Source organism: Novosphingobium jiangmenense (assembly GCF_015694345.1).
GTDB classification, from domain to species: domain Bacteria; phylum Pseudomonadota; class Alphaproteobacteria; order Sphingomonadales; family Sphingomonadaceae; genus Novosphingobium; species Novosphingobium jiangmenense.
In genome coordinates this window covers 83310-105567 of record NZ_JADQDC010000009.1, presented here as the reverse complement: position 1 = coordinate 105567, position 22258 = coordinate 83310, and the positions used below count along the sequence as shown (strand labels likewise).

Here is a 22258-nt window from a genome sequence, read left to right as displayed (position 1 = left end):
ACCTTTTCGGAGAGAACCATGGACGTCCCACGCTATTCGCTCGCTGGCCGCACCGCGCTGATCACTGGCGCCTCGTCCGGTCTCGGCGCGCACTTCGCCCGTCTGTTCTCGGCGGCGGGCGCTGCGGTGGTGATCGGAGCCCGACGCGTCGAGCGTGTTGCCGCGCTGGCGGAAGAAATCAACGCCAACGGCGGCAAGGCTCTGGCCGTGGCTCTGGACGTAACCGATGAAGCCTCGATCATCGCCGCCTTCGATGCGGCAGAAGCGGGCATCGGTGTGCCTGATGTCGTCGTCGCCAATGCCGGGATCGTCGAGGCGGGGCGCTCGGTCGATCTGCCCGCCGATGCCATGCGCCGCGTGGTCGACACCAACTTCAACGGCGTCTACCTCACCGCGCGCGAAGGGGCACGGCGGATGATCGCTGCGGGATCGAAGCAGAGCGAGAAGGGTCGGATCATCCTGACCGGATCGATCACCGCGCAGATGACCGCGCAGGGCGACAGTGCCTATGCCGCGACCAAGCTCGCCGTCCAGCACCTCGGCCGCCAGTTCGCGCGCGAATGGGCGCGGCTCGGGATCAATGTCAACGTGATCCAGCCCGGCTACGTCCGCACCGAGATCGATGGCGAGTGGTTCGACAGCGAAGGCGGCAAGGCGCAGATCGCCTCTTGGCCGCGCAAGCGCCTGACCGACATCACCGCGCTCGATGACATGATGCTGTTCTTCGCCTCGGACGCCTCGCGCCAGGTGACCGGCACCTTCATCTCGGTGGATGACGGCCAGAGCCTCTAAGGGCCTACTCGCCGACGAGATCGACCAGCATGTCCTTGGTCAGCACCTGCGGCAACTGCCGGGGTTCGCCCCCGCCGTTGGGATACCACAGGTAAAGCGGCACGCCCGCAGCGCCATGGCTCGCCAGGAAGCGCGTGATCTTCGGGTCGCGCCGCGTCCAGTCGCCCTTCATCACGATAACCTTGCGGATGCGGAATGCGGCGTCGACGGTGCTGGTCTCGATCGCGACCTTCTCGTTGACCTTGCAGGACAGGCACCAGTCGGCGGTGAAGTAGAGGAACACCGGCATCTTGTTCTGCCGCGCCTCGGCGAGCTTGGCCTCATCGAACGGCACCGAGCCGAGCAGGTCCTCTTCCGCGACCACACTGGTACTGGCGAGGCGGGGTGCCCCTGCTGCGGCGATGGCGATCATCACCGCAGCACTCGGAGCCATCCAGCGCAGCGTCGAACGCCCACCGCGCTGCTCCCGCCCGACGCGCCACAGGGCAGCAACGAGGACAACCGCGAGCAGCAGCAGCACGCCCGCGAAGACCTGACCGCCGAGGCGCGACGCCAGCCATAGCAGGCCCGCCGCCGTCAGCCCCATCGGTATCGCCATCACCCGGCGGAAGCGCTCCATCCACTTGCCCGGCTTGGGCAGCACGCGCCGCAGTGCGGGGACAAAGCCGATCAGCAGGAACGGCAGGGCAAGCCCCACCCCCAGCGCAGCGAACACGCCCAGCGCCGCCCACGTCGGCAGGACCAGCGCCGCACCCATCGCCGCCGCCATGAACGGGCCAGTGCAGGGCGTGGCGACGAACGCGGCGAGCAGGCCGGTGCCGAACGCGCCGGAATTGCCCGCACCGCGCTCCACCGAAAGGCCGGGCAGTTCATAGAGTCCGGCAAAGTTCGCCGTGATTGCCACGGCCAGCAGGATCAGCACCGCAACCACGCCGGGTTCCTGCAACTGGAACGCCCAGCCGACCTGCTCTCCCCCTGCGCGCAGCGCCAGCATCACGCCGCCCAGCAGCAGGCAGGCCAATACGACGCCAGCCGTATAGGCGAGCCCCTCGCTCCGCGCATTGTGCGAATTGCCGCGCGCCAGGGCCAGCGCCTTCAGGCTGAGGATCGGGAACACGCACGGCATCACATTGAGGATCAGCCCGCCGAGAAATGCGCCAAGCAAGGCGAAGCCCAGCGTAGCAGCGGAAAATTCTCCTTCGCCGCCCACCTCGTTGCCGCCCGACGGCACCGCGCCGGGGTTGGCTGCAAAGGCAATTCCGCCCGCGTCCTTGCCCATCGCCAGCACGCCCTCGACCTTGCCCACGATCGCCGGGGACTTTGCGAGAGGGACTTCCACCACCAGCGTATCGCCATCGCGGAAGAAGCGCTGCCTCGCGCCGTAGTCGATCAGTCCTTCGGTCGAGAGGAACAGGTGCGGCGCTTCTAGCGCGGCAGACGCCGGGAAGGGCAGGGCCAGCCGCAGCGCATTGCCAGTCACCGCAAAAGTGCCAGCCCGGTCCAGCGGTGCGGGAAGCGCCGCGCGCCAGGCCTCGAAACGCGTGTCGCCTGGGCCGGAACCAACCGTAACCGTGCCCTGCAATTCGGCACGCTCCGGCACGCAGATCTCGTTGGTGCACACCAGCCACTGCGCCTTGACGCTGATCGGCAGCAGCGTTCCGGGCACCGCGTCCGCAGGCAGCTTCAGCGGGACCAGCACCGCATAATCATGCTCGTAGACGTGGTTCATCAGCCCTTGGATCACCAGCGTCTGCGGCACCGGGAACTGCATCCCCCCGGTGCCCGCCCCCTTGGGCAAGGTCCAGTCCAGCGTCAGCCCGTAACCGGCGTCGCCCGGGTTTGACCAGTAGCCGTGCCAGCCCGGCTCCGGCTGCATCAGCAGCGCGAGCGTGACGGTGCCACCGGGTGCCGCAGGACCTTCGGCGATCAGGCTTGCGCGCATGTGGTTGGGTGCGGCCTGCGCAGGCGCGAAAGCCATCAGCCATATCGCCGTCACAAACATCGCTATGATCCGCAAGGTCTTGATCCCGGCCAGTTCGCGTATCGGCATCAGGGGCGTCACCGGTTCCATCTGGCCCCTTGAACAGGAGCGCCGGGCGGGCCATGCGTAGCGCTCTTGGGCGTCCTACGGCTGGCCTGCTTTCGAGTCCAGAGTACGTGCCCACAGGAGTATGTTTCGCGTGAAGACCCTGACCCGTTACGCCGCCGTTCTGCTGGCATGCGCTGCCCCCGTCGTCCCTCTGGCAGCGCAGGAAGCCGCCCCCGCTCCCGCCGTCACCCAGCAGGTCCCCGCAGGCGCGCCCAAGCTGCTCGTCGCCATCTCGATCGACCAGTTCTCGGCCGACATCTTTGCGCAATATCGCCAACGCTTCACCGGCGGCTTCGCGCGGCTGACGCAAGGCGCGGTGTTCCCGGCGGGCTTCCAGAGCCACGCCGCGACCGAAACCTGCCCCGGCCACTCCACCATCCTCACCGGCAATCGCCCGGCGCACACCGGCATCATCGCCAACTCGTGGATCGACCAGACGGTCACCACCGGATCGAAGGTCGTCTATTGCGCCGAGGACGTTTCCAAGCGTTCGTCGGGCGGCGGCGGCTATGTCGCCTCGCCAGTCCATCTGCTTGTCCCGACGCTGGGCGAATGGATGAAGAAGGCCAATCCAGCCGCGCGTAACGTCGCCGTTTCGGGCAAGGACCGCGGCGCGCTGATGATGGGCGGGCACGATATCGATCAGGTCTACTGGTGGAAGGGCAAGCAGTTCGTCACGCTGGCCGGGCGCGAGCTTGGCGCCACCGCAGTGGCTGAGAACGCCGAAGTGACCAAGCTGCTCGAAAAGGGCGCGCCCGCGTTCCCGCTCCCGGCGTGGTGCGCGCGTCAGGACCGTCCGGTTCAGGCCGGCAGCGTCACGATCGGCACCGGCCACTTCGCGCTCAAGGCCGGAGAGGCCGAGCAGTTCCGCGTCTCCCCCCGCCTCGATCGCGCCACGCTCGACCTTGCGGTCAAGCTGGTCGACGAACAGAAGCTGGGCCGGAACACCGTGCCCGATCTCCTCGCCGTCAGCCTATCGGCCACCGACTATGTCGGCCACGCCACCGGCACCGAAGGCGCGGAAATGTGCATTCAGTTGACTCAGCTTGACCTCGCTCTGGGCGATTTCTTCGCCAGCCTCGACAAGCGCGGCATCGACTATGCCGTGGTGCTCACCGCTGACCACGGTGGCTTCGATATTCCTGAACGCCTGCACGAACAGGCGCTCGAAAAGTCTGCCCGCGTCGGCAGTGCGGTTTCGGCACAGGCGCTCTCGGCCACGCTGGGCAAGAAGTATGGCCTCGAACCCAAGAACCTGATCCTGTCGGATGGGCCTTCGGGCGATTACTGGCTGCGCCGCGATCTCGATGCCGGAACCAAGGGCAAGCTGGTCGATGATGCCAAGGCCCTGCTCGAAGCCGATCCGCAGGTCGAAGTCGTGCTCTCCGCCGCCGAAATCGCTGCAACGCCGATGCCGACCCGTTCGCCCGAAAGCTGGACCCTGGCCGAGCGTGCCCGCGCTTCGTACAACCCGCTGCATTCGGGCGATTTTGTCGTGTTCCTCAAGCGCGGCATCGTGCCGATCCCGGCGCCCGGTCCCGGCTATGTCGCCACCCACGGCAGTCCCTGGGACTATGACCGTCGCGTGCCGATCCTGTTCTGGCGCAAGGGGCTTACCGGCTTCGAACAGCCGAGCGGCGTCGAAACCGTGGACATTGCCCCGTCGCTTGCCGCCCTGATCGGCCTCAAGACCCCCCAAGGGGCATTTGACGGACGCTGCCTCGATCTCGATGGTGGCACGGCAAACACGTGTGGAGCATCGAAGTGAACGAGTCGCAGGCTGACGTCGTTATTCTGGGTGGTGGCCTCGTCGGGATGACGCTGGCCATCGGCCTCGCCAAGGCCGGGATCACCTCCCACGTGGTCGACAATTCGGACCCTGCGGCGCAGACCGCCGAAGGGTTCGACGGTCGCGCCTCGGCAATCTCGACGGCCAGCTGGAACCTCTACACCAACCTCGGCATGGCCGAGGAACTGGCGCCCAAGGGCTGCCCGATCGAATCCATCGCGGTAACCGACGGAATGAAGCCGGGCCGGATCGACTTCAAGCCGGGCGAGGGGGATGGCTCGCTGGGCCGCATGTACGCCAACCGCGATCTGCGCATCGCCATGTATGGCGTGGCCGCGCGGGAAGAGGCGATCACCTTCCACCCCAACAGCCACGTCATCGCCCGCGAACGCGGTGAGCATGGCGTGTCGGTCACGCTCAAGGATGGGCGTATCCTGAAGGGGCGGCTGATGGTCGCAGCGGAAGGCCGCAAGAGCCCGACGCGCGATGAGGCCGGGTTCACCCCCGCCAGGTGGGACTACGGCCACCGCGCGATCATTGCCGGGCTGACCCACGAAAAGCCCCATGGCAATGTGGCGTGGGAAGTGTTCTATCCGGCAGGCCCCTTCGCGTTGCTGCCGCTGCTTGACGAAGGCGGCAAGCACCGCTCGGCGCTGGTCTGGACCGTGGCCGAGAAGGACGCCGCCGCCGTCCTCGCCATGCCCGAGGCGATGTTCCTGAACGAAGTGGCGAGCCGGATGCACGGCATCTTCGGCCAGATCGAACTCGCCAGCCCGCGCACGTCCTATCCGCTCAACTTCCACCACACCGCACGCATCGTCGAGGACCGGCTGGCGCTGGTCGGCGATGCCGCGCACGGCATGCACCCGATCGCCGGGCAGGGGCTCAACGTCGGCCTGCGCGATGTCGCGGCGCTGGTCGAGGTGCTGTCTGACGGCGTGCGTCTCGGCCTCGACGTGGGCGATGCCCAACTCCTCGTCCGCTACGAACGCTGGCGCGCCGCCGACACCTTCATGGTCGCCACCGCCACCGACGTCCTCACCCGCCTGTTCGGTATCCCAGGCAAGCTGCCCTCGGCAGTGCGGCGATTGGGCATGGCCGGCGTCCAACGCGCCGCGCCGCTGAAGCGCTGGTTCATGGACGAGGCGCGCGGGATGAGCGGAGACCTGCCGAAGCTGCTGCGCGCGGCGTGAGCTTGGGGGATTAACCCCATCACCCGCCACCCCATTTTCGTCATCCCGGGCTCGACCCGGGATCCCGCTTTTCTCTTGGCCCAGCGCTGAAGAAGAAAAGCGGGGTCCCGGATCAAGTCCGAGACGACCGGTTTGGGGATTGCAGCACTGCGACTTGAATGGCTGCTTTGGAGTGGGTAGCGGTCGTAGGGTTCACTCAAAATAGCCTGGTGCAAAGCGCAGGACAGCATTGACCATCCCATGCTCACCCGCCCCCGTCCAAATCGCTATGCCAAGTGCTTTGGAGGTTGCTGCGCCACCTTCGTCTTTCATATTGTCGTCGAGACGCTTGAGCAGTTGTTTTGCCTTCTGCAATGTTAGGCAAGTTAGTGTTTCCCCCGAGATGACCGGGCGGGCCGGCGAGGCAAGCTCGATGGCTTCAAGCCGATCAGCATTATCGTAGTAGGCGAATACGCCAAGTTCTGCCCAATAGTCGCTCTCCCGATCTGCTTGCGTGCGGCGGAAAGTGCGCGGTTCGCCCGCAAAAAAGCGCCTCACCTCGTGTCGGTTGGTGCCAAAGGGCAGGCTCGGGAGAGCCACTTCAGGATCGAGGGGAAGGTCCATCGCAGCCGGACAATGTCTGACTACCGTGACGTCCGCAATGGCGTCGTATCCTGAACGGCCGCTCTCGGTGCGTAAATCGCAAAAGCGGACTGAGCTACCGCCTCTGACTCCCACCTCAAATCTGCGGCGTAGACCCCGCCGGTGGCAGCGGTGGCACTGCAGGCGCTGCGCTGGCCGTCGGCTCCGGCGCCACAGTCTGCGCAGGCGCGCTGACCGGCTGCGCTCCCATCAGTGCTGCCGCCTCAAGCTGATCCAGCGCCCGCTGCGTCGCCATGTAGTCGCGCGCGCGGACCAGCCAGTCGGCGGCAGCGTCGTGGCCGGGCATCTTTTCGACTTCTGCCGCAGCGGCCTCGATCTTGCCGCCGGCAAGGTAGGCGCGGGTGCGTTGCAGGCGGCTTTCGGGGGCGGGCGAGGGGGAATCGTCGTGGCGGATCACGAAGAGGTCTGAAAGCTGGCGGCCGAGCCAGTCGAACGTGCCTTCATCGGCCTTGCCGCCGACCAGTTCGGGCGCGAGCAGTTCGAACTGTTCGCCAAGCTGGGCGAGCGTCACCGGCGCGGCGCCGGCGGCGATGACGCGGTCCACTGCTGCGCCCTGCGTGGTGCCAAAGCGCGCGCGCAACTGCGCCTCGATCCAGCCGAGGGGCTGGCCGCGCTCCAGCGCCCGGCGCGCGGCGAAAGCGAGCAGCAGCGATTCGGCGTGGGTCGCGTTGCCCGATGCGGCGATCGCCTGCTGGTTCAATTCAGCCAGCCGCTGTTCGAGCATGGCGATCTTGGCGGCGGTGCTGTCAACCTGCGCGCCGATCTGCGCCTGCGCTGCGGCTGTTTCGGCGGCAGACGGGCCGGGCGCAGGTTCGGTGGTGGCAGGAGAGGTGACCAGTTGCGGTAGCCCTGAACCGTCCATGCGCACGTCGATCAGGCCATTGCGCCAGCCGATCCACGCGGCTCCGGCAGCGCCTGCCAGCAGGCATCCGGCGACCAGCGCAGCGATGCCGCGGCCGCCTATGCCGCTCCTTCGCGGGCTTTGCCCCCGCGTGCTGTAAGCCAGATCCTCCATGCGTTTTCGCTTGTCCTGTCGCCCCGAAGTCACACTGTCTGGCACATCCGCGCGCCGAGTTCCAGAACCTCCTTGTCGGTCCTGCCGGCAGCCACTGCGACTGTGCCCCAGCCATTGCCAGCGAGTTCCGCTATGCGTGGGGCCAAGCACACCAGATGGAGACTTTGCTTCCGGATTCCAAGGGCTTCGCATTCCTGCGCGAAATGGCGGGCCGCCTCCCCGGAGTGCAAAAGCACCACCGCACCGCGTTCCAGCCGCGCCCGCAGCGCGTCCGGAACCGCCCGTTTCCGCGCGGCATAAGTAACAACCGTGACGATTCGCACGCCTTCGGGCGGGGTCAGCGTCACCCGGTCTTCACCGGCGATTCGGATGTAATTCCCCGGTGGCAATGTAGCGACCACCGGCTGCAATCCGCCTTCGCCCACTCGTGCCACGGCAAAGCCCGCAGACCGTGCCGCCGCCGCCGTAGTCTCTCCCACCGCGATCACCGGCACCTCGGCGAAGGCAGCCAGACCTGCCCCGCCATGGCGAAATACATTGGCACTGCCCGCGAGGATGGCGTCGAAGCGACCCTCTGGCACGTCCCAATTGACCGGCTTGATCTCGAACAGCGGGGCAGCGACAGGTTCCAGCCCCAAGTCCCGCGCCGCTGCGCAGGTCGCCGCATTCCCCGGCTCGGGCCGGATCACCACCAGCGGCAAGCTCATTCGCCGGAGAAGTGCACCGTCACGGATTCCGGCGCTTGCGAAAGCAGGCGATGCGCCAGCCGCTTCGGGCCTTCAGCGTCGGCGGGCGCAAACGTCTCGCTCGCCTCCACGCGCTCGGCCCCGTCCGGGCTGAAGATTGCCGCGCGCAGGGTGAGCGAGCTTTCGTGATGCGTGGTCAGCACCGCAATCGGGCTGTGGCAATTGCCGCCCAGCGCCGCCAGCAAGCCGCGCTCGGCCAGCACAGCCTCATGCGTCGGCCTGTCGTCGATAGCCGCAAGCCAGCCACGCACATCCTCGCTCGCCACCAGGCATTCGATGCCGATCGCGCCTTGCGCCGGGGCAGGCAGCCATTCGAACTCGGACAGCGGCGTGCCAACGCCAGTCTCGCCCAGTCGCTGCAGGCCAGCCGCCGCCAGCAGCGTCACGTCCGCCTCGTCCGCCTGCAACTTCGCGAGCCGCGTGGCGACATTGCCGCGAAAGCCAACGATCTTGAGGTCGGGCCGCGCGTGCAGCATCTGCGCCGCGCGTCTTGGCGCGCTGGTGCCGACGCGCGCGCCGGGCGGGATTGCGTGGATGGAGGGCGCGCCAACCAGCACGTCACGCACGTCGGCGCGAGGAAGAACGGCGGCAATGCAGAATTCTTCAGGCCTGAGGGTCTCCACGTCCTTCATCGAATGGACCGCAAAATCGATCTCGCCTTCGAACAGCCAGGCGTCGAGTTCCTTGGTCCACAGCGCCTTGCCACCGATCTCGGCCAGCGGGCGGTCAAGAATCTTGTCGCCGCTGGCGGTGACGGGCACGATCTCGACCATGCTCTCGTCCCAGCCATGGGCAGCGCACAGCCTGTCGCGCGTCTCCTCGGCCTGCGCCATGGCGAGCGGGGAGCGGCGGGTTCCGAGCCTCAGCGGGCGTTCAAGCGTGCGCGTGTTCATGCTTTGCTTGCCGTAACGGGGATTATCACTAGAGGAAAGGCCCAGATGGCCCTGATCCTTGGCATAGAATCCAGCTGTGACGAAACCGCCGCCGCGGTGATCGACGGCAATGGCACGACGCTGGCCGCGCGCATTGTCGCGCAACGCATTGCTTCGCAAGACGAAGAGCACCGTCCTTATGGCGGCGTCGTGCCCGAAATTGCGGCGCGCGCGCATGTGGAAGTGCTGGGGCCGATGGTCGAGGCGGTGCTGGCCGACGCGGGCATGACGCTCGATGATGTCGATGCGATCGCCGCCACTGCAGGCCCCGGCCTGATCGGCGGCGTGATGGTCGGCCTCGTCACGGCCAAGGCGCTGGCTATGGCGGCGGACAAGCCGCTGGTGGCGGTGAACCACCTCGAAGGCCACGCCCTTTCGCCGCGCCTTGCCGATCCCACACTGCAGTATCCCTACCTGCTCCTGCTGGTCTCGGGCGGGCATTGCCAGATCCTCGAAGTCGCGGGCGTCGGCCAGTATCGCCGCCTTGCCACCACGATCGACGATGCGCTGGGCGAGGCGTTCGACAAGACCGCGAAGATCCTCGGCCTCGGCTATCCCGGCGGCCCGGCGGTCGAACGCCTTGCGCGCGAAGGAAATCCGAAGTCCGTGCCCTTGCCGCGCCCGCTCGTTGGCAGTGGCGAGCCGCACTTCTCCTTCGCCGGGCTGAAAAGCGCGGTGATGCGGGCCAAGGACGCCGGCATCCATGCCGATGCCGACATCGCCGCCTCGTTTCAGCAGGCCGCGCTCGATTGCGTGGTGGACCGCACGCGCATCGCGCTCGCGGCCGCCGCGCCGGGCATGACCGCGCTGGTCGTCGCCGGTGGCGTCGCCGCAAATGCCGCCCTGCGCGGCGCGCTCGAGGCACTGGCCGCTGAACATGGCCTGCCGCTGGTCGCGCCACCGCCGAAACTGTGCACAGACAATGCCGCGATGATCGGCTGGGCTGGCGCCGAGCGCTTCGCTCTGGGATATACCGACCCGCTCGACGTGGCGGCGCGCCCGCGCTGGCCGCTGGATGACAATGCCGCGCCGGTGCGCGGTGCAGGGGTGAAGGCATGACCGCTCAGGTAGGCGTCGTTGGCGCAGGCGCATGGGGCACCGCGCTCGCCCAGATGCTGGCAAGCGACGGCCGCGATGTCCTGCTTTGGGCGCGCGAGGCCGAACTGGTCGAGGAGATCAACGCCGCGCGCACCAACAGCCTGTTCCTGCCTTCCGCAAGGCTCGCCCCCTCGATCCGCGCCACCAGCGATCTCGCGGAAATGGCCACGCTGCCGGTGCTGCTGATGGTCACGCCCGCGCAGTTCCTCGCCAGCGTGCTCGGTGCGATGGGCCGCAAGAGCGGCGATGTCGTGCTCTGCTCCAAGGGCATCGAGGCAGGGACCGGGCGCTTGATGGCCGATGTTGCCCGCGCCGCCGCTCCCGGCGCGGAAATCGCGGTGCTTTCCGGCCCCACTTTCGCGCACGAGGTGGCAGCCGGCCTGCCCACCGCCGTCACGCTCGCCTGCGAGGGTGGCGAAGCCCAGTGGCAGCGCCTGTCCACTGCCATCGCGCGTCCCACGTTCCGCCCCTATTTCTCCGACGACGTGACCGGCGCCGAAATCGGCGGTGCGGTAAAGAACGTCCTCGCAATCGCTTGCGGCGTGGTCGATGGCCTCGGTCTTGGCCAGAACGCCCGTGCCGCGCTGATCAGCCGCGGCTTTGCCGAAATGCAGCGCTTCGGCCTCGCTCTGGGCGCGCGAGCGGAAACGCTGTCCGGCCTTTCCGGGTTGGGAGACCTTGTGCTGACCTGCTCCTCCACCTCCAGCCGCAACTTCTCGCTCGGCAAGGCGCTGGGTGAAGGCGCGCGCGCGGCTGACGTGCTGGGCGCGAAGAACTCGGTGGCCGAAGGCGCCTTCACCGCACCGGTCCTCGCCGAGATCGCCCGCAATCGCGGCATCTCCATGCCTATCGTCGAAGCGGTAGTGACGCTCCTTGAAGGCGCTGCCCCGGCGCGGGACGTGGTCGCGGGATTGCTTTCGCGCCCCCTCAAGGCGGAAGCCGTCCTTGTCTGAAGCCTCGAAACCCCCGCAGCAGGATATCGCCGCGCTCGCCAAGGGCGGGCGGACGAACTTCCTCGGCTTCCTGCTGCGCCTCCTCGCGCGCATCCCGTTCCTGTTCATCGCCAGCCGCCTCTATGGTGCGCCGGCGATGGGCCGCTTCGCCTCGGCACTGGTCATGGTCGAGTTCGCCGGGATGCTGGCCACGCTCGGGCAAAAGCGCGGCCTTGCCCAGCGCCTTGCCGAGAATGACGAGCACCCCGCCAATGTCGTCGGTGACGCAGTGCTGCTGGCGATGTCACTCGCGCTCGGCATGGGCGCGCTGATCTACCTGTTCCCGCACTCGATGTACCCCAGCGGCAACTTCACGCTGGCCGACCGCTTGCTGGTGCTGTCAATCCCCGGCCTCGCGCTGGGCGACCTTGCCTTGGCTGCGCTGGCCTACCGCTTTGACGTGGCGACCACGGTGCGCGCCCGTTCGGTGGTAGAGCCATGGACGATCTCCATCGCGGCGGGTGCGTTCTACTTCATCTGGCCAAGCTCCGGCCTCACTCTCGCCTATCTCGCCTCCGTATGGGCGGCCACTGGCGTCGCGGTCTTCGTCCTGCTGCGTACTTACGGCCTGCCGCGCGCGTGGAAGCCGCGCCCCGGCCCGCTGTGGCAGATCGCCCGCCGCAATATCCCGCTGGCAGGCGCCGACGCCGTGGAATGGGGCACCCGCAAGCTCGACGTGTTCATCCTGCGCTTCTTCGTGGGCGAAGCACCGGTCGGCATCTACTACTTCGCCCAGCAGATCGCCTCGCTGCCGCAGAAGCTCAAGACCAGCTTCGAACCGGTGCTCGGGCCTGTGATCACCCGCAGCGTCAAGGACAAGGACTATGCCGCGATTGCCAAGCAGGTCTGCCAGGTTGGCTTCTGGATCGGCGCGGCGCAGATCGGCATAGCCTTGGCACTGGGCATTCCGGGCGAGGGGCTGATGGGCCTTGGCGGTCCCGCCTTCGTTTCCGGCACTGCGGCGCTGGTGTTCCTGCTCGTCGCAGAAGTCGTCGCCTCCAAGGCGGTGGTGAGCGAAGCGGCGCTGGTCTACCTCGCCCGCATGCGCAACCTGTGGATCAGCCTCGCCACAATCGCGCTGCAGGCGGTCCTGACGATCGGCCTGATCCTCGTGGCGAAGCAGGTGACGCCGGGGCCAATGTACGTCGCCGCTGCCGCCGCGCTGGCCCTGGCCATCTCGCTCGGCCTGTCCTCGGCGGTAAAGTCGCGCGTGCTGACCCGCATTCTCGGCCACTCGATCAGCAACTGGCGCTGGGGCCTGGCATGGGCGATCATTCCCGCCATCGCCGTGGGCGTGGCGATGACCTGGCTTCCCGAATGGGCGGAACTCGCCGTTGGAATTCCGGCAATTCTGGGTATTTACTGCTACATGTTGTGGGTCCGCGCGTTCGGACCCGAGGACCGCGTGCTGTTCCGCAAGCAGCAACCGGCCTGACACTTTCGCACGCACTTATCGTTTAAGGGGTCATGCAGATGCTGCAATCGCTTGAATCCAAACAGATCCTGTTGGCGGGCATCGTTCTTGTCGTCGCCTTCGTGGTGTGGTGGGTCTGGGGCCGTTCCAAGCCCACGCCCAACAAGCGCGAATACACTGACGTCCTGTCCGAAGGCGCTGCGCCCGCCGCGCGCAACAATGCGCTGATCGATGCGCCAAGCGCCGCCGCGCTGGTCACGCCGCCGCCGGGCGTCGGGACAATGGCCGGGGTTGGCGAAGTGGTCGCCGCAGCCGCTGCAGAAGAGATCATCGAGGCATCGCCTGCTCCGGCCCCCGCTGCCGAAGCTACTGGCGACGACCTCGGCCGCATCAAGGGCGTCGGCCCCAAGCTCAAGGCCCTGCTTACCTCGCTTGGCATCACAACATACGCCCAGATCGCCGCGTGGACGGACGAGGATATCGCGAAGATCGACGCCCAGCTTGGCACTTTCGCCGGCCGGGCCAAGCGCGACAACTGGGTCGAGCAGGCCAAGCTTCTCGCCAGCGGCGATACCGCTGCCTACGAAGCGAAGTTCGGCAAGGTCTGACTTATTCGGCCACCTGCGCCGGGGCGACAGGCTCCGGCGCAGAAGCAGGCGCTGAGCGGCGGCACCTGCCGATCAGGTCGCGCACCGGTGCTCCTGCCGAAACCTTGATCATCCCCGCCCCCGGCAGCGTGCCGTTGTAGGACCCGGCGAGCACCTTGGTCCGGCTGTCGTCGGCCGAGATCGTCCCCTGCCAGATATAACCGCGCTGTCCCGGCACCGAGGTCGCGTCCACCGGCAGCCGCATGATCCCCTCGCTCCCCACCAGCGCAAATAAGGCCTGCGCCCCGACTGGCGCGGCAGCGTGGCGGGTCACGGTCAGCACGCCCTCGCGGCAGGCGATGGAAACCAGCGGCGGCTCCCCCGGATGCCCATAGCGCACCGAAAGCCCGTCCGATCCCCCGGCCCAGGACGCCTGCGATTCCCCATCACGCACCCCCGGCAAAGCCTCGCCCTCAGGCATGGCCATCCGCACGGCACCGTCAGGCGCCCCCTCGCGCGTCGGCATCGCGGGTGACTTGGAGCAAGCGGCAAGGGTGAGGGCCGCGATGGCAACAAATACTGTCTTCACTGGCTGGATCAGGCGGCGCGGGGAACGATACGGTCGAGATCGGACTGCAGCGACCTCTTGGCCTCGCGTAGCTCGAACTGATCCTGCAGCCGCAAGAAAAAGCCTTCCGACATGCCGAAATAGCGGGCAAGCCGGAGGTCCATTTCCCCATCGATCCGCGCACTGCCAGCCAAAAGCGCATCAAGGCGTGCCACATCGATCCCGATTGCCGAAGCAAGCGCTGCGGCGTCCAGCCCGAGCGGCTCCATGAATTCGGACGCAAGCAATTCCCCCGCATGCGGGTTGTGCAGCCATTCCTCGTCAGTGGTAATCGGTGATCTCGACATCGTGGGCATTTCCGTCTTTCCAGACGAAACATATGCGCCATTGCATGTTAATGGAAATGGAATGTTGGCCAGCGCGATCCTTCTTGAGATCGTGCAGCCGATTGCTCGGCGGATTTTTCAGATCGTCCAACTCGGCAGCCGCATCAAGCATCGCCAACTTGGCGAGAGCGCGTTGCTGGATTTCGGCAGGCAGCTTTCGACTGCGCAGGCCGGACCAGCCGGCCTCAGTTTCCTTGTTGGCAAAGCTTACAATCATGGCTGCATGATATTATGCAGATCTCCTTTGCGCTAATTCTCAAGAGCCTGATTTAGATAGACTTTTTTGTAAAGCTGTGGAAAGCGATTCCGAAAAAATCACTCACTTCCCCCACTTCGTCTTCTGGCTCTTCCCGTACCGCGTCTTGCGCGTCCCTGGCTTGCCCTCGTTGCTCCGCCCGACAATCGGTGCCTTGCGCTCACCCTCCGGCAGCCCAAGCTCACTCGCCTCCAGCTGCCGGATCTCGTCGCGCAGCCGCCCGGCCAGCTCGAACTCCAGATCCGCCGCCGCCGCGCGCATCTTCTTCTCAAGCTCTTCGATGTACGCGCGCAAGTTGTGGCCAACGAGGTTGTTCGCGCCATCCGCGTCGATCTCCACCAGCACACCATCGCGGCTTGCCGTGTCCGCCACGATGTCGTGGATGTTGCGCTTGATCGTCTGCGGCGTGATGCCGTGTTCTTCGTTGTAGGCCTGCTGCTTGGCCCGGCGGCGGTCGGTCTCGGCGATCGCGCGTTCCATGCTGCCGGTCATGCGATCGGCATAGAGGATCACGCGGCCATCGACGTTGCGCGCGGCGCGGCCGATGGTCTGGATCAGCGAGGTTTCGCTGCGCAGGAAGCCTTCCTTGTCGGCATCGAGAATGCACACCAGCCCGCATTCGGGAATGTCCAGCCCCTCGCGCAGCAGGTTGATGCCGACCAGCACGTCATAGACGCCCAGCCGCAAGTCGCGGATCAGTTCGATGCGCTCCAGCGTCTCGACGTCCGAGTGCATGTAGCGGACCTTCAGCCCCGCCTCGTGCATGAACTCGGTGAGGTCCTCGGCCATGCGCTTGGTCAGCGTGGTGACGAGCGTGCGATAGCCGTTTGCAGCAGTCAGCTTGCACTCGTTGATGCAGTCCTGCACCTGGTCCTCGACCGGGCGGATCAGTACCGGCGGGTCGATCAGGCCGGTGGGACGGATCACCTGTTCGGCAAACACGCCGCCCGCCTGCTCCATCTCCCACTGCGCCGGCGTTGCCGAAACCGCGATGGTCTGCGGGCGCATCGCGTCCCATTCGTTGAAGCGCAGCGGGCGGTTGTCGATGCACGAGGGCAGGCGGAAGCCGTACTCCGCCAGTGTCAGCTTGCGACGGTGGTCGCCCCGCGCCATCGCGCCGATCTGCGGCACGGTCTGGTGGCTCTCGTCAAGGAACAGCAGGCAGTTGTCGGGTAGGTATTCGAACAATGTCGGCGGCGGCTCGCCGGGCAGACGACCGGTCAGGAAGCGGCTGTAGTTCTCGATCCCTGCGCACGATCCCGTCGCAGCGATCATCTCCAGATCGAAATTGGTGCGCTGTTCCAGCCGCTGTGCCTCCAGCAGCTTGCCCTCCTCGACCAGCTCCTTGAGCCGCTCGGTCAATTCGAAGCGGATCGCCTGCGCCGCCTGCTGCATGGTCGGCCCCGGCGTCACGTAGTGCGAGTTGGCATAGACGCGCACGTTGTTGAGCTTCGCCCCGCTCTTGCCGGTCAGCGGATCGAACTCGACGATCTCCTCGACTTCATCGCCGAAGAAGCTGATGCGCCATGCGGTATCGTCATAGTGCGAAGGGAAGATTTCGAGATTGTCGCCCCGCACGCGGAAGTTGCCGCGTGCAAACCCCGCGTCGTTGCGCTTGTACTGCAGCGCCACCAGCTTGCGGATGATCTCGCCGCTGTCGACCGTCTGCCCGACCTTGAGATCGAAGATCATCGCCGAATAGGTCTCGACCGAGCCGATGCCGTAGATGCACGACACCGAGGCGACGATGATCACATCGTCGCGTTCCAGCAAGGACCGCGTCGCCGAGTGGCGCATGCGGTCGATCGCCTCGTTGGTCGAACTTTCCTTCTCGATGTAGGTGTCCGACCGGGGGACGTAGGCTTCGGGCTGGTAGTAGTCGTAATACGATACGAAATACTCGACCGCATTCTCCGGAAAGAAGCTCTTCATCTCGCCATAGAGCTGGGCGGCGAGGATCTTGTTCGGCGCAAGGATCAGGGCAGGGCGCTGCAATTCCTCGATGACCTTGGCCATGGTGAAAGTCTTGCCCGATCCGGTAACGCCAAGCAGGACCTGCGTCTGGTCGCCATCGCGTGCTGCCGCCACGAGGTCGGCAATCGCGGTTGGCTGGTCGCCCGCTGGCTGGTAGTCGGACACAACCTTGAACGGCCTGCCGCCCTCGATCTTGTCGGGGCGCTGCGGCTTGTGCGGCACGAAGGTGCCGGAAGTGTCGGGCTCTTCGAGTCCCCTGCGGATGACGAGTTCGGCCATGCCAGCGATATGGGGAACAAACCGCGTCCATGCAACCGTGACCGGAAGAGTCCTCGGCAGGGTGACGCGGCGCACTGGCGCTTTTGCGACAGGGTGTTAGCCTCTCACGCGGAACGAGAGAGGACGAGACCGATGCGCGCTGCGATTGCCCTGATTCCGCTGGCCCTGCTGGCCGCCTGCAACGAAAGCCCCACCGTCGAGAAGAAGAACGCCAGCACCGCCGAAGTGGCCAAGTCCGTGGCTGACGCAGGCATGAAGCTCAATCCCGGCCGCTGGGAAATGACGATGCAGTTCAAGAAGTTCGAGGTCGAAGGCATGCCGCCCGAGGCCAAGGCGGCAATGCAGCAGATGCTCGGGAAGACCAGGACCTTCGCCTCGTGCCTGACCAAGGAGGAGGCGGAAAAGCCCGACGGCAAGTTCTTCGGCCAGCAGGGCGAAGACTGCAAGTACGACACCTTCACCATGGGCAATGGCAAGATCGACGCCACCATGACCTGCAAGGGAACCGGCGAGAACGCGGGCAATTCGGCAAAGATGACGCTTGCCGGCACCTACAGCCCCGACACCTACGACATGACCATGGACATGACCGGCACCGCCCCCAACGGCAAGGCCATGGTCATGCAAATGGGCCTCACCTCAAAGCACAAGGGCGAGTGCAAGGGTGATGAGCAGGGGTGACTGCTAAACCGGCTTGGTCGTTGATTACCCTGTCGCCCGCAGGTGCTCCGAGATCCACCACGCCACGAAACTGCAGTACGAAGGCCAGCACGTCAGTCCGATACGGGCGTCCCGCGTCGCAACGTCGGGCCTGTCCCAATCGTCGCGCTCGACTGCATAGATGCGCTTGTCAGGCTTCCAGTAAACATACCAGCGCCCGTGCGGGTCGCCATAGTCCGACCGGTCCTCGCTCCCGGCAATCCCAATGAAATCCGGGTGCAGGTCGAATTCGCCGACCAGCAGTTGCGTCCAGTCCCGCAAGGTGATCGCCGCACCGGGCAGCGGGTCGCACAGCGCGATGTGGGTGCTGCCATTGGGGATGCAGTCCATCCGGTAGGTACGCATGAGGTCCAGCGACGACGGGTCATTGCTCCATCCCAGCTTGGCCAGCTCACCTGATACCTTGCTGCGCGCCTTTGCCGGACGTCTGGCGTCCGCCGGGTAGTCCTCAAATCTGGGCATGACCGCCAAGGCCGCATCAATGAACCGGCGCGCCTCGGAGGCGTCGGCAATCACCCCGTTCTCCGCATCGGGCTGCGGCAAAGGTGCGGTACATATGTCGAGATACCGATCCGGCTCTCGCGTCGTTCGCACTTCCGACCCCACCACGTCGGTGCCCGGCCAGCTATGCCGATAAGTCCCTTCCCACCCGATCCGTTTCAGCACGGCGGCGAAGATGAAGTCGATGATCAGGTCGTTATCGCGATAGCCCGCCAGAAAGTCCGCGTCCGGCGAGCGCTTCGCCCGTCCGGTGAACATTGCCTCGTGCGCCTTGAACATCTCCGCTGTCGAGGCAAACCCGCCAGTCAGCGCCTTCACATAAAACCCGAACTCCTCGAGCCGATAGCGCGGATGCCGCTTGCGGGTCCACGCATCTGACGCTGCTGCCCATGCCGCCATGTCGAACGATTCGGCGTCTAGGCAGCGATCAAGCAAGGTATTGATGAACCACGGTTCGTAGCAATGCTCGAAGCCACCCTCGGCAGGAAAGACCTCGTCCGAAGTGCCCAGCAGGCAGGCCGCCGCCTTGGCATGCTCGATGCCATGATAGGCTCTCGCCGGCTCGCCATGCTCCGCCATCGCCCGCAACAGCCGCCGGTGCCGCTCCAGCGCTTGCCGCATGTAGCTCTCGGCGCGGCGCAGATTCCCCTGGCCCCAATAGAGATCTGCCAGTTCGAAGCAGTTCTTGACCTGACTGCCGATGTTCCACAGCGCCAGATGCAACGGCCCATCGGCAAGCTGACTCTCGACGAAGGCAAGAAAGTTCACGCCGCCAAAGGCGTCTTTCGGTGCCTCCAGCTGGTCGTGCATCACCTCAAGGAGATACTCGATCCGGCTCTGCTCCTTGCGGGATTTCAGCCCTCGCTCGCGCCGGAAAAAATCGAACAGCCCCATGCGCCGAGACTACGCTGACCGTCCCCCGGCCGCAATGCAGATGCACTCCGCGCCCGCCGCCTCAGAAATCAATCGCGATCCCGTTCTTTTCCCAGTCGCCGAAGCGCGTCGGGTCCAGACCATCCGGATCATCCCCGCGCTCGATCGGCTTTGGGGCAGGGGCGGGGTCGTTGGTCCAGTGCGCGGGCGGAGTGAAGTCCGCGGGGCGCTGCGTCGCACGGGGAGTTGCCTTATCCATAGTCCTGCAGATGGGGCTTTGCGGGCCGAACTGCAATTGCATATTGGGGCACAAGCGCCGATAGGCTGCTCCCATGTCCCGTTCCACTCCTGCCGATGAAGTCCCCGGCGTCCCCGCCCGTCGCGCCGCGCTGCGCATGCTCGATGCCGTGCTCAATCGGGGCGATCCGCTCGATCAGGCCGCGCCGCCGATCCTGCGCGCGATCGAACGCGGCGATGACCGCGCACTCGCGCTCGCCATCGCGCAGGAATCCTTGCGCTGGATGGCCGATCTCGATGCCCTGATCGATGGCGCAACAAGGCAACCGCTGCCCGATGATGCCAAGGCCCGATCGGTCCTGCGCATTATGCTGGCTCAGGCCCTGCGCCTGAACCTGCCCGGCCACGCCATCGTCGCCACCGGCTTGCCGCTGCTGATGGGCGGCCCGCGCCGCTTGGCCCACGGCGTGTTTTCCGCCGTCACCAAGGGTGGTGCGACGCTGCCCGAAGCGCCCACGCTCCCGCCTGCCGTCGCCGCGCACTGGCAAGTGGCATGGCCTGAACGCCTCGGCGCCATCGCCCAAGGCCTCGCCGAACCGCCACCGCTCGACCTCACTCTGCGCGATCCGGCACAGACCGCGCACTGGGCCGAACGCCTTGGCGGCCACTCGCTCGCCCCCGGCCACGTCCGCCTCGCCCGCGCCGGTTCCATCGAAGCGCTCGAAGGCTTCAGCGAAGGCGCATGGTGGGTGCAGGACCTCGCAGCCAGCGTGCCCGCGCGCCTGCTGGGCGAAGGCAAGGGTCGTCGCGCGCTTGACCTTTGTGCGGCCCCCGGCGGCAAGACCCTGCAACTCGCCGCCGCTGGCTGGAGCGTCACCGCGCTCGACAAGTCCGCCCGCCGCACCGAGCGCCTCGCCGAAAACCTCAAGCGCAGCGGCCTCACCGCCGAAGTCGTGGTGGCCGATGCCCTGAACTGGCAACCCGAACACCCGTTCGACGCCATCCTGCTAGACGCCCCCTGCAGCGCCACCGGCACCTGCCGCCGCCACCCCGACGTCCTCCACCGCCACGCCAACCTCGCCGAACTCACCGCCCTGCAATCCGCCATGCTCGAACGCGCCGCCACCTGGCTCGCGCCCCGCGGCACGCTGGTCTACGCGGTCTGCTCGCTCGAACGCGAGGAAGGCGAACTCCAGGCGCTGGCCTTCGACAAACTGACCCCCGCGCCGGTCACCGAGGCCGAACTTCCCGAAGGGCTCGCCCCCACCAACGGCCACTTCCGCTGCGACCCCGGCATGTTAAGCGAAGCAGGCGGCATCGACGGCTTCTTCGCCGCGCGGTGGGTGAAGGGTTAAACCTCCCCCGCCAGCCTCCGCCGGAACATCCGCCGCACCAGCCACGGCTCCAGAGACCGCCCGATCACAAACAGGATCGCAAAGAACGCCGAGAAAACATAGGCCGCCGTTGCCGAGGGCTTGCGCTTGCGCGATTTGCCTTCGCCGTCCTTGGGCTTTTCCGGGGCGGGTGCGCCGAGGAACTTGTCGATCGGGTGCAGGGTCAGCACCGGCTCGTCCTTCTTCTCGTCCTTCTTCGTCCCCTCGGCCTTCTCCTTGGCCTCGGCCTTGGCCTTCTGGTAGTCCGCCACTGCCAGCGTCAGTTGCCCGAAGCCGATGAACACGAACGGCAGCAGGAAGCAGAACAACATGATCCGGCTGGTCAGGCGGTAGCGCAGCACCTTGCCGGTGGGGGCATCCTCGATCCGCAGCGCGCCCTTCTCGAACACCGAAAGCGTGTCCTGCGCGGCGGGGGAGGGGTTGGCATAGCTAAGGCCTTCGGTCCCGGCCTGTACCTGATACCCGGGCCGCTCGAACACCGGAGCAATCCGCGCCAAGGCTTCGTCCGCGCCCATGCCTTCCGGAACCGGCACTTCATCGCGCACCGTCCAGATCCAGTCGATCAGGCGCTTGGCCGAGCGCGGCTTCTCGGGCGTCACGTTTTGCGTCCAGGGCGAAGTTGCTGCCAGACCGCTCATTCCGCCGGAACCGCCGACGGTTCGCCCGCCATGTTCCCGCCAAACTTCGCCCGCAGCGTCTTCCATGCCTCGCTGAACGGATAGTGCATCACCTCGAGGATCGGCATGCGGCGCCCGCCTTCCATGCCCAGCACTTCGGCCTCGCCATCGACGCAAGTGCCGAACATGCGGTCGATCACGATCCACGTGCCCGAATAGTTGCTGCGCGTCGCTTCATAATCCAGCGAGTGGTGAACGCTGTGATGCTCGGTCGTGTTGAACACGAAGCGCCACCAGCGCGGCGTGTTGAAGCGCACGTTGATGTGCTGGTAGGTGCTCACGGCGAGGCCGAAGGTCCCGGCGATCAGGAAGGCGCGCGGCAGGAAGTCGAAGAACCCGCCGATGCCAAGGCCGATCAGGAACAGCTCCACCGGATTGCCCACCGCGCCCTTGTTGATGTTGAGCTGGGTGATGAAGTGGTGCGGTGCGTGGGTCAGCCACAGCGGGTACCAGTTGTGCATGCCCCGGTGCATCCAGTACTGCCCGAAGTCGAACATGAACGAGATCAGGAACGCCTGCAGCAGCAGCGGCAGCCCGGTGAACCACGCCAGCTTGCCGAAATCGAAATTGCTCTGGAGCAGGCCGATGATCGCGTCAGACCCGATGAACTGGTCGACGATGCGCAGCACCGTGTAGCCCAGCCCGACATAGAACAGGTCGGTCACAAGTTCCTTCCACGTCAGTTGCCAGGATCGATAGCGCGGGTTGATCCACTCCAGCGCCATGAGCAGCACCTTGAAGCCGATGCCGATGGCAATGCCGGTCGAGGCCACCGCCCACTCGTTGGGCGCATAGTACCAGAACAGCATGAAGCCGAAGAAGGTCACCGGCTGGAACCACGTGAAGAACGCCCGCTTGAAGGCGCCGCCTTCCACGCGTGGCACGTTCTCCCAGCCCACCGTCACCGGCGAATCCGCCCCGATGATGCGATTGCCAACCTGCACACCTGCCATCTGCCGACCCTCGATATCCATGACGAAAGGCGGGAAATCCCGCTATCCGTCTGGCACTATGGGACGTTTTGGGCTCAGGTATACGCGTCGAATGACGTATGCGCTCAGGGACAGGGCGGGGGTGCGCCTTGAACGGTCAGGCGGCCTCGCG

Annotated in this window: 22 protein-coding genes; 9 read left to right on the top strand and 13 right to left on the bottom strand. The window is 66.2% G+C overall.

All coding sequences use genetic code 11. The features are described from left to right. Positions 1-18: 18 nt before the first annotated feature. On the top strand, positions 19-792 hold the full coding sequence (locus tag I2488_RS13675; protein WP_196276370.1) for an SDR family NAD(P)-dependent oxidoreductase: 774 nt from the start codon (positions 19-21) through the stop codon (positions 790-792). 4 nt (positions 793-796) lie between these two features. Here I2488_RS13675 and I2488_RS13670 read toward each other — a convergent pair whose 3' ends face one another. After that, positions 797-2842, bottom strand: a complete 2046-nt coding sequence (locus I2488_RS13670) for a protein-disulfide reductase DsbD family protein (RefSeq protein ID WP_196276369.1) — start codon at positions 2840-2842, stop codon at positions 797-799. Between the two features lie 121 nt (positions 2843-2963). Between I2488_RS13670 and I2488_RS13665 the strand changes: the two genes are divergently transcribed. Further along, positions 2964-4649 (top strand): alkaline phosphatase family protein, encoded by a 1686-nt coding sequence (locus tag I2488_RS13665; RefSeq protein WP_196276368.1) that lies wholly within the window; start codon positions 2964-2966, stop codon positions 4647-4649. Further along, positions 4646-5863 (top strand): FAD-dependent monooxygenase, encoded by a 1218-nt coding sequence (locus tag I2488_RS13660; RefSeq protein WP_196276367.1) that lies wholly within the window; start codon positions 4646-4648, stop codon positions 5861-5863. Before I2488_RS13665 ends, I2488_RS13660 begins: the two co-directional genes overlap by 4 nt. 192 nt (positions 5864-6055) lie before the next feature. Here I2488_RS13660 and I2488_RS13655 read toward each other — a convergent pair whose 3' ends face one another. From I2488_RS13655 to hemC, 4 genes are all read right to left on the bottom strand, one after another. Next, a complete protein-coding gene (locus I2488_RS13655; RefSeq protein ID WP_196276366.1) occupies positions 6056-6466 on the bottom strand; it encodes a hypothetical protein in 411 nt (136 codons plus the stop codon). A gap of 115 nt (positions 6467-6581) precedes the next feature. Beyond that, on the bottom strand, positions 6582-7520 hold the full coding sequence (locus I2488_RS13650) for a COG4223 family protein (protein ID WP_196276365.1): 939 nt from the start codon (positions 7518-7520) through the stop codon (positions 6582-6584). Between the two features lie 29 nt (positions 7521-7549). Further along, positions 7550-8227, bottom strand: a complete 678-nt coding sequence (locus tag I2488_RS13645) for a uroporphyrinogen-III synthase (RefSeq protein WP_196276364.1) — start codon at positions 8225-8227, stop codon at positions 7550-7552. Then, the gene (gene hemC, locus I2488_RS13640) at positions 8224-9159 is read right to left on the bottom strand and encodes a hydroxymethylbilane synthase (protein ID WP_196276363.1); all 936 of its coding nucleotides are present in this window, start codon (positions 9157-9159) and stop codon (positions 8224-8226) included. The genes I2488_RS13645 and hemC overlap by 4 nt, the downstream gene beginning before the upstream one ends. A gap of 45 nt (positions 9160-9204) precedes the next feature. Here hemC and tsaD point away from each other — a divergent pair, with 45 nt between their 5' ends. The 4 genes from tsaD to I2488_RS13620 are packed head-to-tail and all read left to right on the top strand — an operon-like array spanning position 9205 to position 13310. Further along, complete coding sequence (gene tsaD, locus I2488_RS13635; RefSeq protein ID WP_196276362.1) at positions 9205-10257, top strand: tRNA (adenosine(37)-N6)-threonylcarbamoyltransferase complex transferase subunit TsaD; 1053 nt, start codon at positions 9205-9207, stop codon at positions 10255-10257. Beyond that, entirely contained in the window at positions 10254-11249 is a 996-nt protein-coding gene (locus I2488_RS13630; RefSeq protein WP_196276361.1) for an NAD(P)H-dependent glycerol-3-phosphate dehydrogenase, read from the top strand. The genes tsaD and I2488_RS13630 overlap by 4 nt, the downstream gene beginning before the upstream one ends. Beyond that, entirely contained in the window at positions 11242-12723 is a 1482-nt protein-coding gene (locus I2488_RS13625; protein WP_196276360.1) for a lipopolysaccharide biosynthesis protein, read from the top strand. The genes I2488_RS13630 and I2488_RS13625 overlap by 8 nt, the downstream gene beginning before the upstream one ends. Positions 12724-12761: 38 nt before the next feature. Further along, complete coding sequence (locus I2488_RS13620; protein WP_196276359.1) at positions 12762-13310, top strand: hypothetical protein; 549 nt, start codon at positions 12762-12764, stop codon at positions 13308-13310. A 1-nt stretch (position 13311) separates the two neighbouring features. Here the strand turns inward: I2488_RS13620 and I2488_RS13615 are convergent, their stop codons facing one another. From I2488_RS13615 to uvrB, 4 genes are all read right to left on the bottom strand, one after another. Further along, on the bottom strand, positions 13312-13815 hold the full coding sequence (locus I2488_RS13615) for a hypothetical protein (RefSeq protein WP_196276358.1): 504 nt from the start codon (positions 13813-13815) through the stop codon (positions 13312-13314). 71 nt (positions 13816-13886) lie between these two features. Next, positions 13887-14213, bottom strand: a complete 327-nt coding sequence (locus tag I2488_RS13610) for a HigA family addiction module antitoxin (RefSeq protein WP_343071072.1) — start codon at positions 14211-14213, stop codon at positions 13887-13889. Further along, a complete protein-coding gene (locus tag I2488_RS13605) occupies positions 14179-14460 on the bottom strand; it encodes a type II toxin-antitoxin system RelE/ParE family toxin (RefSeq protein WP_196276357.1) in 282 nt (93 codons plus the stop codon). Before I2488_RS13605 ends, I2488_RS13610 begins: the two co-directional genes overlap by 35 nt. Positions 14461-14562: 102 nt before the next feature. Then, the gene (gene uvrB / locus I2488_RS13600) at positions 14563-16752 is read right to left on the bottom strand and encodes an excinuclease ABC subunit UvrB (RefSeq protein WP_196276356.1); all 2190 of its coding nucleotides are present in this window, start codon (positions 16750-16752) and stop codon (positions 14563-14565) included. A 132-nt stretch (positions 16753-16884) separates the two neighbouring features. Between uvrB and I2488_RS13595 the strand changes: the two genes are divergently transcribed. After that, positions 16885-17433 carry a DUF3617 domain-containing protein gene (locus tag I2488_RS13595; RefSeq protein ID WP_196276355.1) on the top strand — a complete coding sequence of 183 codons (549 nt, stop codon included), beginning with the start codon at positions 16885-16887 and terminating at the stop codon, positions 17431-17433. A 24-nt stretch (positions 17434-17457) separates the two neighbouring features. Here the strand turns inward: I2488_RS13595 and I2488_RS13590 are convergent, their stop codons facing one another. Together I2488_RS13590 and I2488_RS13585 are read right to left on the bottom strand one after the other, a co-directional pair. Further along, a complete protein-coding gene (locus tag I2488_RS13590) occupies positions 17458-18867 on the bottom strand; it encodes a tetratricopeptide repeat protein (RefSeq protein WP_196276354.1) in 1410 nt (469 codons plus the stop codon). Positions 18868-18928: 61 nt separating this feature from the next. After that, positions 18929-19105, bottom strand: a complete 177-nt coding sequence (locus I2488_RS13585; protein WP_196276353.1) for a DUF1674 domain-containing protein — start codon at positions 19103-19105, stop codon at positions 18929-18931. 73 nt (positions 19106-19178) lie between these two features. On the opposite strand from I2488_RS13585, the gene I2488_RS13580 reads away from it, so the two are divergent. Beyond that, positions 19179-20438, top strand: coding sequence for an RsmB/NOP family class I SAM-dependent RNA methyltransferase (locus tag I2488_RS13580; protein ID WP_196276352.1), 1260 nt, complete (start codon positions 19179-19181; stop codon positions 20436-20438). Here the strand turns inward: I2488_RS13580 and I2488_RS13575 are convergent. Next, complete coding sequence (locus I2488_RS13575) at positions 20435-21115, bottom strand: hypothetical protein (protein WP_246465660.1); 681 nt, start codon at positions 21113-21115, stop codon at positions 20435-20437. The two genes, I2488_RS13580 and I2488_RS13575, sit on opposite strands and share 4 nt — an antisense overlap. Next, positions 21112-22107: a sterol desaturase family protein gene (locus tag I2488_RS13570; RefSeq protein WP_196276351.1), complete on the bottom strand. Its 996-nt coding sequence runs from the start codon at positions 22105-22107 to the stop codon at positions 21112-21114. The genes I2488_RS13575 and I2488_RS13570 overlap by 4 nt, the downstream gene beginning before the upstream one ends. Positions 22108-22258: the final 151 nt, after the last annotated feature.

What these genes read in the sequence shown, in the direction of transcription:
- uvrB (WP_196276356.1), bottom strand. Translation starts at nt 16,752, where the DNA reads ATGGCCGAACTCGTCATCCGCAGGGGACTCGAAGAGCCCGACACTTCC.
- I2488_RS13615 (WP_196276358.1), bottom strand. Translation starts at nt 13,815, where the DNA reads ATGCCGACGCGCGAGGGGGCGCCTGACGGTGCCGTGCGGATGGCCATG.
- I2488_RS13655 (WP_196276366.1), bottom strand. Translation starts at nt 6,466, where the DNA reads ATGGACCTTCCCCTCGATCCTGAAGTGGCTCTCCCGAGCCTGCCCTTT.
- I2488_RS13590 (WP_196276354.1), bottom strand. Translation starts at nt 18,867, where the DNA reads ATGGGGCTGTTCGATTTTTTCCGGCGCGAGCGAGGGCTGAAATCCCGC.
- hemC (WP_196276363.1), bottom strand. Translation starts at nt 9,159, where the DNA reads ATGAACACGCGCACGCTTGAACGCCCGCTGAGGCTCGGAACCCGCCGC.
- I2488_RS13630 (WP_196276361.1), top strand. Translation starts at nt 10,254, where the DNA reads ATGACCGCTCAGGTAGGCGTCGTTGGCGCAGGCGCATGGGGCACCGCG.
- I2488_RS13580 (WP_196276352.1), top strand. Translation starts at nt 19,179, where the DNA reads ATGTCCCGTTCCACTCCTGCCGATGAAGTCCCCGGCGTCCCCGCCCGT.
- I2488_RS13575 (WP_246465660.1), bottom strand. Translation starts at nt 21,115, where the DNA reads ATGAGCGGTCTGGCAGCAACTTCGCCCTGGACGCAAAACGTGACGCCC.
- I2488_RS13675 (WP_196276370.1), top strand. Translation starts at nt 19, where the DNA reads ATGGACGTCCCACGCTATTCGCTCGCTGGCCGCACCGCGCTGATCACT.
- I2488_RS13645 (WP_196276364.1), bottom strand. Translation starts at nt 8,227, where the DNA reads ATGAGCTTGCCGCTGGTGGTGATCCGGCCCGAGCCGGGGAATGCGGCG.
- I2488_RS13670 (WP_196276369.1), bottom strand. Translation starts at nt 2,842, where the DNA reads ATGCCGATACGCGAACTGGCCGGGATCAAGACCTTGCGGATCATAGCG.
- I2488_RS13650 (WP_196276365.1), bottom strand. Translation starts at nt 7,520, where the DNA reads ATGGAGGATCTGGCTTACAGCACGCGGGGGCAAAGCCCGCGAAGGAGC.
- I2488_RS13605 (WP_196276357.1), bottom strand. Translation starts at nt 14,460, where the DNA reads ATGATTGTAAGCTTTGCCAACAAGGAAACTGAGGCCGGCTGGTCCGGC.
- I2488_RS13610 (WP_343071072.1), bottom strand. Translation starts at nt 14,213, where the DNA reads ATGCCCACGATGTCGAGATCACCGATTACCACTGACGAGGAATGGCTG.
- I2488_RS13585 (WP_196276353.1), bottom strand. Translation starts at nt 19,105, where the DNA reads ATGGATAAGGCAACTCCCCGTGCGACGCAGCGCCCCGCGGACTTCACT.
- I2488_RS13595 (WP_196276355.1), top strand. Translation starts at nt 16,885, where the DNA reads ATGCGCGCTGCGATTGCCCTGATTCCGCTGGCCCTGCTGGCCGCCTGC.
- tsaD (WP_196276362.1), top strand. Translation starts at nt 9,205, where the DNA reads ATGGCCCTGATCCTTGGCATAGAATCCAGCTGTGACGAAACCGCCGCC.
- I2488_RS13620 (WP_196276359.1), top strand. Translation starts at nt 12,762, where the DNA reads ATGCTGCAATCGCTTGAATCCAAACAGATCCTGTTGGCGGGCATCGTT.
- I2488_RS13570 (WP_196276351.1), bottom strand. Translation starts at nt 22,107, where the DNA reads ATGGCAGGTGTGCAGGTTGGCAATCGCATCATCGGGGCGGATTCGCCG.
- I2488_RS13665 (WP_196276368.1), top strand. Translation starts at nt 2,964, where the DNA reads ATGTTTCGCGTGAAGACCCTGACCCGTTACGCCGCCGTTCTGCTGGCA.